This window comes from Micromonospora sp. M42, assembly GCF_000568915.1.
GTDB classification, from domain to species: Bacteria; Actinomycetota; Actinomycetes; order Mycobacteriales; family Micromonosporaceae; genus Micromonospora; species Micromonospora chalcea.
Genome location: NZ_KK037233.1, coordinates 5,655,720 through 5,669,041, shown reverse-complemented (window position 1 = coordinate 5,669,041; position 13,322 = coordinate 5,655,720). Strand labels below are relative to the sequence as shown.

Below are 13,322 nucleotides of genomic sequence, written 5' to 3'. Positions count from 1 at the left end.
CCGGCCGGCGGTGGGTCCGCGCCGGACGGGCGACGCGGGTGCGGTACGAAAGCACTGTGAATCTCTCCGACCTGATCTCCGCCCTGCTGTCCGCCGTCTCCGACCGGCGGCCGGACTGCCAGGGCAGCAGCTCCTGCGAGTGGGTGTACCGGGTCACCGACTCCGCCTGGTTCGCCGAGAGCAGCTACTGGATCCTGTTCAAGCCGCTGCGGGTGGCGCTGATCCTGCTGCTCGCGGTGGCCGCCCGCTGGGCGCTGCACCGGACCATCAACCGGCTGGTGCGGACCACCACCGACGGCGCGGTGCCGACCATGCTCCGCCCGCTGCGGGAACGGATTCCCAGCGCCACGCCCGACCCGGACCAGTTCGTGCCGGAGCGGCGGCGGCAGCGGGCCGAGGCGATCGGGTCGGTGCTGCGCAGCATGGTCACCGCGTTCGTGTTCGGCATCGCGTTGCTGATGGTGCTCAAGGAGTTCAGCTTCGACCTGGCCCCGCTGCTGGCCAGCGCGGGCATCGCCGGCGTGGCGCTCGGTTTCGGCGCGCAGAGCCTGGTCAAGGACCTGATCGCCGGCCTGTTCATGTTGATCGAGGACCAGTACGGCGTCGGTGACACGGTCGACCTCGGCGAGGCGACGGGCGTGGTGGAGGCGGTGGGCCTGCGGGTGACCACGGTCCGTGACGGCCGCGGGGTGCTCTGGTACATCCGCAACGGGGAGATCGTCCGCGTCGGCAACAAGAGTCAGGGTTGGGCCCTGGTCGTGGTCGACCTGCCGATCGGCTTCGCCGGCACCGAGGAGGCCACGGCGGTGCTGCGTACCGCGGCGGCGTCGGTGGCGCTGGACCCGGAGCTGGCGCCGAAGATCGTCGAGGCGCCGGAGGTCCTCGGCGTCGAGCAGATCACCGTGGACGGCACGGTGATCCGTACCGTCGTCAAGACCACCGCGGACGGGCAGTTCGCGGTGGGCCGGGAGCTGCGCCGCCGCCTCGCCGAGGCGCTGGAGAACTCCGGGATCACGGCGCAGATCGCGGCGGCCCGGCTCTTCCCCGGGCTGCCGCCCCAGACGCCGGCGACGCCCACGGCCGAGGGCACGGGGACCAGCGGACCCACCTGAGTCGCCGGACAAGCCGGACTATTTTCCGGGGGTCGCGCTCCGCGCGGCCCCTCGGGTATCGTCCGTTCGGTTCAGTCGGAGATGCGACGATCAATCCGTTCACCCTAGCCAGTTGTCAGACGATCGGGCAGAATCCGGTGAACACGCTCCACCGGGGAGCGTGCTCGTGTCCTCGCTGATCGGTTGATCTGACGACGGTTCCCGGTCGGGCCATCACAAGTGGTCGACCAGGAACGATGGAGGCGACGGTGTCCGACGAGCGACCCGCCCAGGAGGGCCCGGCCACCTTCCGCGACGTGTTCGGTCAGCCGGAGTTCCGGGCGCTCTTCGCCGCCAACATCCTCTCCTGGGTCGGCGACTATCTCGCCAAGGCCGCGGTCACCGTGCTCGTGCTGCGCGAGACCGAATCGGTCGCGCTCTCCGCCGCCGCGTTCGCGGTCAGCTATCTGCCCTGGCTGCTCGGTGGCCCGTTGCTCTCCGCGCTCGCCGAGCGGCACCGCTACCGCCGGGTCATGGTGATCTGCGACCTGATCCGGATGGCGCTGATGGTGCTCGTCGCCATGCCGTTCATGCCGGCCTGGTCGGTCCTCGCGCTGATCTTCCTGGCCACGCTCGCGAATCCGCCGAGCCAGGCGGCGCGCTCGGCGGTGATGCCGCAGATCCTCACCGGCGACCGGCTGGTGGTGGGCCTGTCCGCGTTCACCAGCGCGTCCCAGGCCGCCCAGGTCGTCGGCTACCTGATCGGCGCGACCATCGCCGCGCTGAACCCGAACGCCGCGCTGCTCGTCAACGCGGCGACCTTCGCCCTGTCGGCCCTGCTGGTCCGCGTCGGCGTACACGACCGGCCGTCGACGATGACCGCGAAGCACCGCAGCCACCTGCTGCGGGAGACCGGCCAGGGCTTCCGCATCGTCTTCGAACGGCCGGTGCTGCGGGCCATCGCGATGCTGGTGTTCAGCGCGATGCTGTTCTCGATCGTCCCCGAAGGGCTGGCCGCCGGCTGGGCCGCCGAGCGCACCGACGGCACGATGGACGCCGGCACCGCCCAGGCGGTCATCATGGCCGCCGGTCCGGTCGGATACGTCCTCGGCGGGGTGATCATCGGGCGGCTGATCGCCCCGGCGCGCCGGTTGGCGCTGATGCGGCCGCTGATGGTGATCGCGCCGGCGGTGCTCGTGCCCGCGCTCCTCGACCCGGCCCCGTCCGTGGTGGCGTTGCTCGCCGCGGCGTGCGGCTTCGCCGTCGCCGGGCTGGTGCCGGTCGCCAACGGGCTGTTCGTGCAGGCCCTGCCGGACGGCTACCGGGCCCGGGCGTTCGGGGTGATGGCCACCGGCACCCAGGTCATCCAGGGCGCCGCGGTGCTCGCCACCGGCGCCCTCGCCGAGCGGTTCTCCGTCCCGTCGGTGGTCGGCGCGTGGAGTGCGGCGGGCGTGCTGCTGATGCTCGTCGCGGCGTTCGCCTGGCCTCGGCCGCGCACCATCGACGCGGCGATCGCGGCCGCCCGCGCCGAGTCGGCCCCGGACGCCGCCGCACCCACGCACGCCGCGCGTGGCCCGGCGGCGGGCGACCGGGGCCGGGAGCACGGCCGGCGCCGGCACGCGGTGACGTGATCCGCGCCGCCCCGCGGGCGGGCGCGACCGCGGGGGCGCACCTGGCAGGATGGAAGCGTGACTTCCCCAGGCGAGTCGATGACCCTCTTCGAGGCGATCGGCGGTGAACCGGCCTTCCGCAAGCTGGTGGACGAGTTCTACGCCGGCGTCGCCGAGGACCCGCTGCTGCGGCCGATGTATCCGGAGGAGGATCTGGGCCCGGCGGCGGACCGGCTGACCCTCTTCCTCATCCAGTACTGGGGTGGGCCGCACACCTACTCCGAGCAGCGCGGGCACCCCCGGCTGCGGATGCGGCACGCCCCGTTCCGGATCGGCGCCGCGGAGCGCGACGCCTGGTTGCTGCACATGCGCCGGGCGGTGGACGCGCTGGACCTGCCGCCGCAGCTCGCCGGCGCGCTCTGGGACTACCTGGAGCGGGCCGCCTACTTCATGGTGAACGTGATGGAGGACCCGGCGGCCGGCTGAGCCGCCCGGCTCTCAGAGCAGCGCGCCCTCGTCGTGCAGCCAGTCGACGAACGTGGTGGCGACCGCGGCGCCGCAGTCGAGCATCTCGACGAGCAGCGCGTCGTGGGCCCCGGCGCCGAGCGGGACCTGGAGTTCGGCGTAGATCGGGAGCTGGCCGCGCTCGGTCGGGTCGCCGATGTACGCCTTGCAGAAGCGGCGGGTGTGGTTCCACTCGTTGACCACCCGGTACGCCCGGTCGGCCCAGTCCGGCGGGACGGTGGCGTGCGGGCGGGCCCGCATCACCAGGATCTCGTCCTCCGGGCCCTCCAGCGCGACGAGCACGGCGTGCCGCTCCCACATGGCCAGCAGGTTGCCGCCGCCGTCGGCCAGGTAGCGCACGTCCAGCAGGTCGAGCGCGTCGCAGACCCGGCTCAGGGTGACCGGGGCGACAGTGGCCGGCATGTCCGCCAGGGCCGGGCGCTCGGGTGCCGGCGCGTCGTCTCCCGGCTGGCGCGGGGTAGGTGGCCCCACCCGGATGGTGTCATCCACTGTGACTCCGCTTCGAGTCTCCGGTTCGCCGCCAGCGGCGGGACCAGGGCGCCATGACCACCACGGCATCGCTCGCGCACCTCACTCCCCAGCGGATCCAATCGCCTACGGTGCGTTGGATCCGAGGAAGGACGGTACCCGGACAGGCGGCATGAGGCATCCCCCCAACGGCCGCCCCAAACCGGAAGGCCGATGATGGGTCATACTTTCGGCTGACCCGGCATCGGCCTGAGTGCAAGATCGGCGACGGTACGCGACCACACCGCCCCGAACGGACCGACGAGCCCGACCCACCGGCCGGCGACCCGCACCTGAACGTCGTCCTCGCCGCTACCGGCGAAGCCCATCCGGACCAGACCCTGCACCAGCCGCTGCGACACCTCCACCGGCGTGCGCGGGTCCTCGTCCGGCGTCACCACCACGGCGACGTGGTCCAGCAGCGCGTCCCGCAGCACCCGCTGACCCACCGCGCGGCCGGCCACCCCGTGCGTGGCCGCCTCGCGCAGCGTCCCGGCCGCCGCCTCCGCGATCCGGCGCAACTCCGCGCCGGGCAGCGTCTCCACCACGCGGCTGGCAGCCGGTGGGAGCTGCCAGCGCCAGCCGTCGTCCCGCCGTACCGGCAGCGCCGCGCCCCCGGCGGAGAGTTCGGCCAGCAGCTCCCCCGCGGCCACCGTGACGTCACCGGGGGCGGCGCCGGGCACGGTACGGACCACGAGCACCCCCCAGGGCAGCCGCGCCCAGAGCGCCGTACGCCCGGCGCCGGGCACCGGCCGCAGGCGGACCACCGTGGCCGGGTCGAACCGGACCAGCCGGGCCAGGAAGGCCCCCGCGTCGGCCACCCCGGTCAGCCCGTGCCCGGTCGTCATCCGCTCAGCCCCGGCGCGTAGCGGAGCAGGAACGCGCGCTCGTCCGGCGAGATCCGGCGTGGCCGCTGGGCGGCGAGGTCGAACGGCACCAGCACCGACCGGGCGGTGCTGGCCAGCGTGTCGCCGTCGTACAGCTCGTAGGCGACCGAGAACGAGGCGTTGCGGATCTGGTCCACCCACAGCTCGATCCGCACGGTCGGGGCCGCCTCCGCGCTGGCCCGGCCGAGCGCGTAGTCGACCGGGCGCAGGTAGTCGACCTCGTGCCGGCGGATGACCACCCCGTCGGCGAACGAGCCCACTCCCCACGCCCGGCCACCGGCGAACATCATCGCCACCCGGGCCTCCTCGTAGAGCGTGAGGAAGCGGGCGTTGTTGACGTGGCCGTACGCGTCCAGGTCGGACCAGCGCAACGCGCAGTGGTAAACGAAGCGGTCAGTCACGGGTGAGCTTGCGGTAGGTCACCCGGTGCGGCCGGGCCGCCTCGGCGCCGAGCCGGTCGATCTTGTTCTTCTCGTACGCCTCGAAGTTGCCCTCGAACCAGAACCACTTCGCCGGGTTCTGGTCGTCGCCCTCCCAGGCCAGGATGTGCGTGGCGACCCGGTCCAGGAACATCCGGTCGTGGGAGATGACCACGGCGCAGCCGGGGAACTCCAGCAGCGCGTTCTCCAGGCTGGACAGCGTCTCCACGTCCAGGTCGTTCGTCGGCTCGTCGAGCAGGATCACGTTGCCGCCGATCTTCAGCGTCAGCGCCAGGTTGAGCCGGTTGCGCTCGCCGCCGGAGAGCACCTTCGTCGGCTTCTGCTGGTCCGGCCCCTTGAAGCCGAACGCCGCGATGTACGCCCGGGACGGCATCTCGACCTTGCCCACCATGAGGTGGTCCAGCCCGTCGGAGACGACCTCCCAGACCGTCTTGTCGCCGTCCAGGCCCTGCCGGTTCTGGTCGACGTACGACAGCGAGACCGTCTCGCCGACCCGGACCGAGCCGCTGGTCGGCTGCTCCAGCCCGACGATGGTCTTGAACAGCGTGGTCTTGCCGACGCCGTTCGGGCCGATGATGCCGACGATGCCGTTGCGGGGCAGCGAGAACGACAGGTCGTCGATCAGCACCCGGTCACCGAACGCCTTTGTGAGGTTCTGCGCCTCGATGACCGTGTTGCCCAGGCGCGGGCCCGGCGGGATCTGGATCTCCTCGAAGTCCAGCTTCCGGGTCTTCTCCGCCTCGGCGGCCATCTCGTCGTAGCGGTCCAGGCGGGCCTTGGACTTGGTCTGCCGAGCCTTGGCGTTCGAGCGGACCCACTCCAGTTCCTCGGACAGCCGCTTCTTCATCTTGGCGTCGCGGCGTCCCTCGACGGAGAGCCGGGCGGCCTTCTTCTCCAGGTAGGTGGAGTAGTTGCCCTCGTACGGGTAGGCCCGGCCGCGGTCCAGCTCCAGGATCCAGTTGGCCACGTTGTCCAGGAAGTACCGGTCGTGGGTGATCGCCAGGACGGTGCCGGCGTACTTGGCCAGGTGCTGCTCCAGCCACTGCACGCTCTCCGCGTCCAGGTGGTTGGTGGGCTCGTCGAGCAGCAGCAGGTCCGGCGCCTCCAGCAGCAGCTTGCACAGCGCGACCCGGCGGCGCTCTCCACCGGAGAGCTTGGTGACGTCGGCGTCCGGCGGCGGGCAGCGCAGCGCGTCCATCGCGAGTTCGAGCTTGGAGTCGATGTCCCACGCGTCGGCGGCGTCCAGCTCCTCCTGGAGCTTGCCCATCTCCTCCATCAGCTCGTCGGAGTAGTCGGTGGCCATCTGCTCGGCGATGGCGTTGAACCGCTCCAGCTTGGCCTTGGTCTCGGCGACCGCCTCCTCGACGTTGCCGAGGACCGTCTTCTCCTCGTTGAGCGGCGGCTCCTGCGCGAGCATGCCGACGGAGTAGCCGGGCATGAGCCGGGCCTCGCCGTTGCTCGGCCGGTCCAGCCCTGCCATGATTTTGAGGAGGCTGGACTTACCGGCGCCGTTCGGACCGACCACCCCGATCTTGACACCCGGCAGGAAGTTCAGCGTCACGTTGTCGAGCACGACCTTGTCGCCGTGCGCCTTGCGCGCCTTGTCCAGGACGTAGATGAACTGGGCCACGGTGCGGGCTACCTCCGTCGGTTGCGTTCGCGGGCTTGTCGGGTGCGGGGCGCGGGCGTCGATCTCCGCCCGCCGCCGCCGGCCGGGAGCCGGCCGCACGCACGCCGCCGTCAATCCTGACAGGTACGGACCGCCACGCCCACATCACCCCACCCCAGGGGTACGGTGGCGCGCCTCCTTGCCGGCGCGGGTATGACTGAATAGCCTTGGCGTATGACCAAGAAGATCGCCGTGAGCCTGCCGGACGACGTCGCGGAGCGGCTGGCCAAGGAGCCGAACGTGTCCGCCTTCGTAGCGCGCGCCGTGCGTCGGCAGATGGCCGGCGAGCAGACGCGGGTGCTGCTCGCTCGCGCCGGTGTCACGATCACCGACGAGGACGTGGCCCGGGCCCACGCGGAGATGCAGCAGCTCACCGCGAGTATCACGCCCGAGCTTCGTGAGCGGGCCAGCCGGCTCCAGTCGGAGGTCCTTGCGGCCAGGGCGAAGGCGCGGCGGTGACGCAGTTCGGCCTGGCGCTCGACACGGCCGCGCTGCTGGCCTATGCCTCGGGCGCCAAGGACGTCGGTGCGAGGATCGCCGAGGCCGCCGACTACGCGCGTGACGTGCTGGTGCCCGCCCTCTGCCTGGCGCATGCCCATCAGCAGGCCACGGCTCCGCAGTGGGAGCTTCTGGAACTGCTGGCCGCCCTGCCGCAGGTGCAGATCACCCCCGTGGAACCTGACATGTGCGCCTACCTCGGAGGCTGGTCGCGGCGGATGACCGGGCGGATGGATCTCGCGCAGCTGGCCATGGAGGCCGCCGCCAATCCGCTCGTGCCGATCGTGACGGACCGGCGGGAGCTGCTCGGTGAGGTGCTGCCGAAGGAGTGGCCGATCATCGACCTCTGAGCCACCGGTGTCGACAAGATCACGCGGTGGGTTCGGCGGTTCTGGGACGGGTAGGTAACTCCGGCACGGGGGAACAGAGGCCGCAGCTACGCTCAGTACGCTCATCGCGGTGGACCCGTCAGTACCCGGAGGTGGCCGATCGTGACCGTCCGTAGCTCCTTTGTCGTAGTGGCCAACCGCCTGCCGGTCGACGAGGTGAGCACACCCGAGGGGCGGCAGTGGCGGCGCAGCCCGGGCGGGCTGGTGACCGCGCTGCACCCGGTGCTCGCCGAGCACCAGGGCACCTGGGTGGGGTGGGCCGGCGGCACCGGCGCCGCGCCCGAGCCGTTCGACCTGGAGGGCATCCGCCTGCACCCGGTGCCGTTGAGCGCCGAGGAGCTGGAGCGCTACTACGAGGGCCAGTCGAACGCGACGATCTGGCCGCTCTACCACGACGCCGTGGAGACACCCGCATACAAGCGGCGCTGGCGCGAGGCGTACCGGTTGGTGAACGCCCGGTTCGCGGAGGCCGCGGCCGACGTGGCGGCCGAGGGCGCCACGGTCTGGGTCCAGGACTACCAGCTCCAGCTGGTGCCGGCGATGCTCCGCGAGCTGCGGCCGGACCTGCGGATCGGCTTCTTCCTGCACATCCCGTTCCCGCCGATCGAGCTGTTCATGCAGATGCCGTTCCGCACCGAGATCCTGCGCGGCCTGCTCGGCGCGGACCTGGTCGGTTTCCAGCAGCGGCTGGCGGCGCAGAACTTCGTCCGGCTGGCCCGGCACCTGCTCGGCCTGCGCTACGAGGGCCAGATGATCCAGGTCGACGGCCGGCAGGTGAAGGCGGGCGCGTTCCCCATCTCGATCGACACCAAGGAGATGGAGCGGCTGGCCGAGGACCCGGCGATCCAGGCCCGGGCCAAGCAGATCCGCGAGGAGCTGGGCAACCCGAAGACCATCATCCTGGGCGTCGACCGGCTCGACTACACCAAGGGCATCGAACTCCGCCTGAAGGCCTTCCGCGAACTCCTCGCTGACGGAAAGTTGACAGTTCCGGACGCGGTTATGGTGCAGGTCGCCACGCCCAGCCGCGAGCGTGTGGAGCACTACCAGGCACTTCGGGTGAAGGTGGAACGCGAGGTTGGCCGGATCAATGGTGAATTCGGCCGGGTCGGCGTGCCTGCAGTGCATTATCTGCATCAGTCGTACAGTCGCTCCGAACTGGCTGCGATGTACGTCGCGGCCGACGTCATGATGGTGACCCCGCTGCGAGACGGAATGAATCTGGTGGCCAAGGAGTACGTCGCATCGCGCGCCGACCAGGGCGGCGCGCTCGTGCTCAGTGAGTTCGCCGGCGCTGCCACCGAGCTGCGCCAGGCGTTCCTGTGTAATCCCCACGACCCGGACGCGGTGAAGGACGCGTTGCTGCGGGCCGTGCATGTCGAAAAGCCCGAAGCCCGCCGCCGGATGCGCGTCATGCAACGCCATCTGCGCAGCCACGACGTGGGCCACTGGGCCAAGTCGTTCCTCAGCGAGCTCGGCGTCGGAGATACGGAGGCTGCGTGACCTCGCCCGCCCTCGCCGCCGCACACGGCGGCGTGCTGGATCCCGAACTGCGTGCCGCGATCGGCCGCATCGCCCGGGTTCCGCAGCTTCTGGTCGCCTGCGACTACGACGGCACGCTCGCGCCGATCGTCGAGGACCCGAGCAAGGCCGTTCCGCTGCCGGAGTCGGTGGCCGCGGTACGCGCTCTGGCCTCGCTGCCGCAGACCAGCGTCGCGGTGGTCTCCGGCCGCGCGCTGCGCGACCTGGCCACGCTCTCCCGGCTGCCCAGCGAGGTGCACCTCGTCGGCAGCCACGGCTCGGAGTTCGACATCGGCTTCGTCGAGCGCCTCACCCCCGAGCTGATCGCGGTCCGGCACCGGCTCCGCGAGGCGCTGCGGGAGATCGCCGCCGAGCATCCGGGCATCCGCCTGGAACGCAAGCCCGCCAGCGTCGCCGTGCACACCCGCGGCGTCGACCCGCACACCGCCGCCCGGGCCGTCGAGGCGGTCCGCAACGGGCCGGCGACCTGGGACGGCGTGACGGTCACCCAGGGCAAGGAAGTCATCGAGCTGTCGGTGGTGGTCACCAACAAGGGCACCGCGATCGACCAGCTCCGGACCCAGCTCGCCGCCAGCGCGGTGCTGTTCATCGGCGACGACGTCACCGACGAGAACGCGTTCGGCAACCTGACCGGGCCGGACGTCGGCATCAAGATCGGCCCCGGCGAGACCCGCGCCGACTACCGGGTGTCCGAGCCGATCGAGGCGGCCCGCGCACTGGGGCTGCTGCTGGAGACGCGGCGGCACTGGCTGTTCGGCGAGCGGGCGGTGCCGATCGAGCGGCACTCGATGCTCGCCAACGGCCGTACCGTCGCGCTCGTCACGCCGGAAGCGAAGATCACCTGGCTGTGTCACCCGAAGCCGGACTCGGCGGCGATCTTCGCCGACCTGGTCGGCGGCAGCCCGGCCGGGCACTTCACGGTCGGCCCGGAGCGCGGCGGCATCCCGCTCGGCCAGCGCTACCGCAGCAACACGATGACCGTCGAGACCCGCTGGTCCGGCCTGACCGTGACCGACTGGCTCGACCTACCGGTACGGCAGACCACGCCGGACGACCCGGCCGTGGTCAGCGGCGACTCCACACTGGTCCGGGTGCTCAGCGGCACCGGGCGGGCCCGCGTCGAGTTCGCGCCACGGCCCGAGTTCGGCCAGGTCGCGGTGCAGCTCCAGCCGCTCGACGACGGCCTGCTGGTGCTCGGCTCCAACGAGCCGGTCGCGCTGCACTCCCCCGGCGTCGAGTGGGAGGTCACCAACGACGCCGGGTACGAGACCGCGAAGGCGGTGGTCGACCTGTCGGCGGCCGGCGGCCAGGTGGTGCTGGAGCTGCGCTTCGGCACCCAGAGCCTGGAGCCGCACCGGCTGCCGGTGCACGAACGGCAGGCCGCCGCCGAGCAGCCCTGGAAGGACTGGGTGGCCTCGCTGCGGCTGCCCGCCACCGCCCGGGACCTGGTCGCCCGCAGCGCGCTGACGCTGCGCGGGCTCTGCCACGAGCCCACCGGCTCGATCCTCGCCGCGGCCACCACGTCGCTGCCCGAGGAGCTGGGCGGTGTCCGCAACTGGGACTACCGCTACTGCTGGCTCCGGGACGCCGCGATGACCGCCCGCGCGCTGGTCGACCTCGGCTCCACCGAGGAGGCCGAAGGTCTGCTGCGCTGGATCGACGGCGTGGTCGAGCGCACCGGCGGGCACCCGGAGCGGCTGCACCCGCTCTACACGGTGGACGGCTTCGAGCTGGGCGCCGAGGCGGTCATCGACACGCTGCCCGGCTACGCCGGCTCCCGGCCGGTACGGGTCGGCAACCTCGCCAACCACCAGCTCCAGCTCGACGTGTTCGGCCCGGTCGCGGACCTGATCGCGGCAGTCGCCGACGCCCGGGGCTCGATCCGCGACGACGAGTGGCGGGTGCTGGAGAACATGGTCGAGGCGGTACGCCGCCGCTGGCACGAGCCCGACCACGGCATCTGGGAGGCCCGCCTCCCCCCGCGGCACCACGTCTTCTCCAAGGTCATGCTCTGGATGACTGTGGACCGGGCGCTGCACGTCGTACGGCGGCACGGCGGCGAGGACCGGCCCGAGTGGGTCGAGCTGCGCGACCGGATCGCCTCGAACGTGCTGGAGCACGGCTGGCACCCGGAGGCCGAGGCGTACAGCGTCGCCTACGGCTACGAGGAGATGGACGCCTCGTCGCTGTGGATCGGCATCTCCGGGCTGCTCGCCGGTGACGACCCGCGCTTCCTCTCCACCGTGCTCAAGATCGAGGCGGAGCTGCGCAGCGGGCCGGTCGTCTACCGGTACCACTGGGACGACGGCCTGCCCGGCCGGGAGGGCGGCTTCCACATCTGCACGTCGTGGCTGATCGAGGCGTACCTGCGCACCGGCCGCCGGAGCGACGCGGAGGAGCTGTTCACCCAGATGGTCGACACGGCCGGGCCGACCGGGCTGCTGCCGGAGCAGTACGACCCGCTGGCCGAGCGCGGGCTGGGCAACCACCCGCAGGCGTACAGCCACCTGGGCCTGATCCGCTGCGCCCTGCTGCTGGACAACATGCTCAAGCAGTAACGCCGTACGAGGGCGGCGGCGCCCGCCCCCGCGATCTTGCAGTTGCGGCCCAGGCAAAGGTGATCGAAACGGGCATCCCGCGGGCACGAAGTGCAAGATCGACGCGCTCGGGGCGGGCAGGGCGGCGTAGGGCGCGGGCGGAGGGTCAGGCGGGGGTCAGGGCGTGCACCACGTCGCCTACCACCACGATCGCGGGTGGGCGCAGGGCGGCGGCCTCGACGTCGGCGGCGACCGCGCCGAGCGTGGAGCGCAGCGTGCGCTGGGCCGACGTGGTGCCCTCCTGGATCACCGCGGCCGGGGTGTCCGCCGGCTTGCCGTGCGCGATCAGGGTGGCGCTGATCGCGGCGAGGTTCTTCAGCCCCATCAGGATCACCAGCGTGCCGCGCAGCCCGGCCAGGGCGTCCCAACGCACCAGCGACGCGGGCGCGTCGGGCGCGAGGTGCCCGGAGACCACTGTGAACTCGTGCGCCACGCCCCGGTGCGTCACCGGCACGCCGGCCACCTCGGGCACCGCGATCGCGCTGGTCACGCCGGGTACCACAGTCACCGGTACGCCCGCCTCGGCGCAGGCCAGCAGTTCCTCGCCGCCCCGGCCGAAGACGTACGGGTCGCCGCCCTTGAGCCGTACCACCACCTTGCCGGCCCGGGCCCGGTCCACCAGGATCCGGTTGATCTCCTCCTGGGCACGCGACGGCCCGTACGGGATCTTGGAGGCGTCGACCAGCTCGACGTCGGGGCGCATCTCGTCCAGGAGCAGTCCGGGCACGAGCCGGTCGGCGACGACCACCTCGGCCTCGGTGAGCAGCCGCCATCCCTTCACGGTGATCAGCTCCGGGTCGCCCGGACCGGATCCGACGAGCGCGACGCGGCCGCCGGTGTTAACAGGGGTCCCTTCCTCTACCGCAGGCGTTAACGGGGGGCCCTTCCTTCCGAGCAACTCCCGGACGGCGTCGCGGACTGCCATCGCGCGGCGGGGGTCGCCGCCGCCGAGGACCGCAACCGTCACCGGGCCGTGCCGGGTCACCGCCGGCGTCCACGCGCTCGCCGCCGTCCGGTCGTCGGCGCGTACGCAGAAGATCCGCCGCTCGGCCGCGGCGGCGCTGACCGCGGCGGCGGCGGTCCGGTCGTCCACCGCCACCTGGACCAGCCACGCGCCGTCCAGGTCACCGGGGGCGAACCGGCGCGGCTCCCAGTGCAGCCGCCCGGCGTCGACGTGGGCACGCAGCGCCGGCGTCAGTTCGGGCGAGACCAGCAGGACGTCCGCGCCGGCGTCGAGCAGCGCCGGCACCCGCCGGGTGGCGACCGCTCCCCCGCCCACGACGACCACGCGCCGCCCGTCCAGCCGCAACCCCAGGGGGTACGGGCTGGGCGACGTCGGTCCGGTCACTTCTCCGCCACCCCGGCGGAGTCGAACGTCGCCACCTCGTGCAGTACCCGGACGGCGCCGGTGACCACCGGCAGGGCGAGCAGCGCCCCGGTGCCCTCGCCGAGCCGCAGCCCCAGGTCGATCAGCGGCTCCAGTCCGAGGTGCCGCAGCGCCGCCGTGGCGCCCGGCTCGGCGCTGCGGTGCCCGGCCACCATGGCGCCCACCGCGTCCGGGCGAACG

13 protein-coding genes are annotated in these 13,322 nt (G+C 72.3%); 7 read left to right on the top strand and 6 right to left on the bottom strand.

Going from position 1 to position 13,322, the window contains the following annotated elements:
- The first annotated feature begins 56 nt into the window (after positions 1-56).
- The 3 genes from MCBG_RS26185 (at position 57) to MCBG_RS26175 (ending at position 3,187) form a co-directional block, all read left to right on the top strand.
- Positions 57-1,112 (top strand): mechanosensitive ion channel family protein, encoded by a 1,056-nt coding sequence (locus MCBG_RS26185; RefSeq protein WP_223201338.1) that lies wholly within the window; start codon positions 57-59, stop codon positions 1,110-1,112.
- Between the two features lie 236 nt (positions 1,113-1,348).
- Positions 1,349-2,722 carry an MFS transporter gene (locus MCBG_RS26180; protein WP_043328901.1) on the top strand — a complete coding sequence of 458 codons (1,374 nt, stop codon included), beginning with the start codon at positions 1,349-1,351 and terminating at the stop codon, positions 2,720-2,722.
- Between the two features lie 78 nt (positions 2,723-2,800).
- Positions 2,801-3,187, top strand: a complete 387-nt coding sequence (locus MCBG_RS26175; protein WP_051611386.1) for a globin — start codon at positions 2,801-2,803, stop codon at positions 3,185-3,187.
- A 12-nt stretch (positions 3,188-3,199) separates the two neighbouring features.
- Here MCBG_RS26175 and MCBG_RS26170 read toward each other — a convergent pair whose 3' ends face one another.
- The 4 genes from MCBG_RS26170 to ettA form a co-directional block, all read right to left on the bottom strand.
- Complete coding sequence (locus MCBG_RS26170) at positions 3,200-3,784, bottom strand: type III secretion system chaperone family protein (RefSeq protein WP_043328898.1); 585 nt, start codon at positions 3,782-3,784, stop codon at positions 3,200-3,202.
- Positions 3,785-3,915: 131 nt separating this feature from the next.
- Complete coding sequence (locus MCBG_RS26165; protein ID WP_043328896.1) at positions 3,916-4,581, bottom strand: hypothetical protein; 666 nt, start codon at positions 4,579-4,581, stop codon at positions 3,916-3,918.
- Positions 4,578-5,021, bottom strand: coding sequence for an acyl-CoA thioesterase (locus tag MCBG_RS26160; RefSeq protein ID WP_043328894.1), 444 nt, complete (start codon positions 5,019-5,021; stop codon positions 4,578-4,580). The genes MCBG_RS26165 and MCBG_RS26160 overlap by 4 nt, the downstream gene beginning before the upstream one ends.
- Positions 5,014-6,690 (bottom strand): energy-dependent translational throttle protein EttA, encoded by a 1,677-nt coding sequence (ettA, locus tag MCBG_RS26155; RefSeq protein WP_043328893.1) that lies wholly within the window; start codon positions 6,688-6,690, stop codon positions 5,014-5,016. The genes MCBG_RS26160 and ettA overlap by 8 nt, the downstream gene beginning before the upstream one ends.
- 213 nt (positions 6,691-6,903) lie before the next feature.
- On the opposite strand from ettA, the gene MCBG_RS26150 reads away from it, so the two are divergent.
- From MCBG_RS26150 to otsB, 4 genes are all read left to right on the top strand, one after another.
- The gene (locus MCBG_RS26150) at positions 6,904-7,188 is read left to right on the top strand and encodes a hypothetical protein (RefSeq protein WP_043328891.1); all 285 of its coding nucleotides are present in this window, start codon (positions 6,904-6,906) and stop codon (positions 7,186-7,188) included.
- Complete coding sequence (locus tag MCBG_RS31305) at positions 7,185-7,577, top strand: hypothetical protein (protein ID WP_051611384.1); 393 nt, start codon at positions 7,185-7,187, stop codon at positions 7,575-7,577. Before MCBG_RS26150 ends, MCBG_RS31305 begins: the two co-directional genes overlap by 4 nt.
- A gap of 141 nt (positions 7,578-7,718) precedes the next feature.
- On the top strand, positions 7,719-9,119 hold the full coding sequence (locus MCBG_RS26140) for an alpha,alpha-trehalose-phosphate synthase (UDP-forming) (RefSeq protein WP_043328887.1): 1,401 nt from the start codon (positions 7,719-7,721) through the stop codon (positions 9,117-9,119).
- Positions 9,116-11,716, top strand: a complete 2,601-nt coding sequence (otsB, locus tag MCBG_RS26135) for a trehalose-phosphatase (RefSeq protein WP_043328885.1) — start codon at positions 9,116-9,118, stop codon at positions 11,714-11,716. The genes MCBG_RS26140 and otsB overlap by 4 nt, the downstream gene beginning before the upstream one ends.
- Before the next feature lie 145 nt (positions 11,717-11,861).
- On the opposite strand, the gene cobA is transcribed toward otsB, so the two are convergent.
- Together cobA and MCBG_RS26125 are read right to left on the bottom strand one after the other, a co-directional pair.
- A complete protein-coding gene (cobA, locus tag MCBG_RS26130) occupies positions 11,862-13,103 on the bottom strand; it encodes a uroporphyrinogen-III C-methyltransferase (RefSeq protein WP_043328883.1) in 1,242 nt (413 codons plus the stop codon).
- On the bottom strand, positions 13,100-13,322 hold a 223-nt coding region (locus tag MCBG_RS26125; protein WP_198033318.1), incomplete at its 5' end, for a nicotinate-nucleotide--dimethylbenzimidazole phosphoribosyltransferase. The genes MCBG_RS26125 and cobA, both read right to left, overlap by 4 nt.

Coding starts and splice junctions, on each gene's coding strand:
- MCBG_RS26180 (WP_043328901.1), top strand. CDS start 1,349: ATGGAGGCGACGGTGTCCGACGAGCGACCCGCCCAGGAGGGCCCGGCC.
- MCBG_RS26175 (WP_051611386.1), top strand. CDS start 2,801: ATGACCCTCTTCGAGGCGATCGGCGGTGAACCGGCCTTCCGCAAGCTG.
- MCBG_RS26170 (WP_043328898.1), bottom strand. CDS start 3,784: ATGCCGTGGTGGTCATGGCGCCCTGGTCCCGCCGCTGGCGGCGAACCG.
- MCBG_RS26165 (WP_043328896.1), bottom strand. CDS start 4,581: ATGACGACCGGGCACGGGCTGACCGGGGTGGCCGACGCGGGGGCCTTC.
- MCBG_RS26150 (WP_043328891.1), top strand. CDS start 6,904: ATGACCAAGAAGATCGCCGTGAGCCTGCCGGACGACGTCGCGGAGCGG.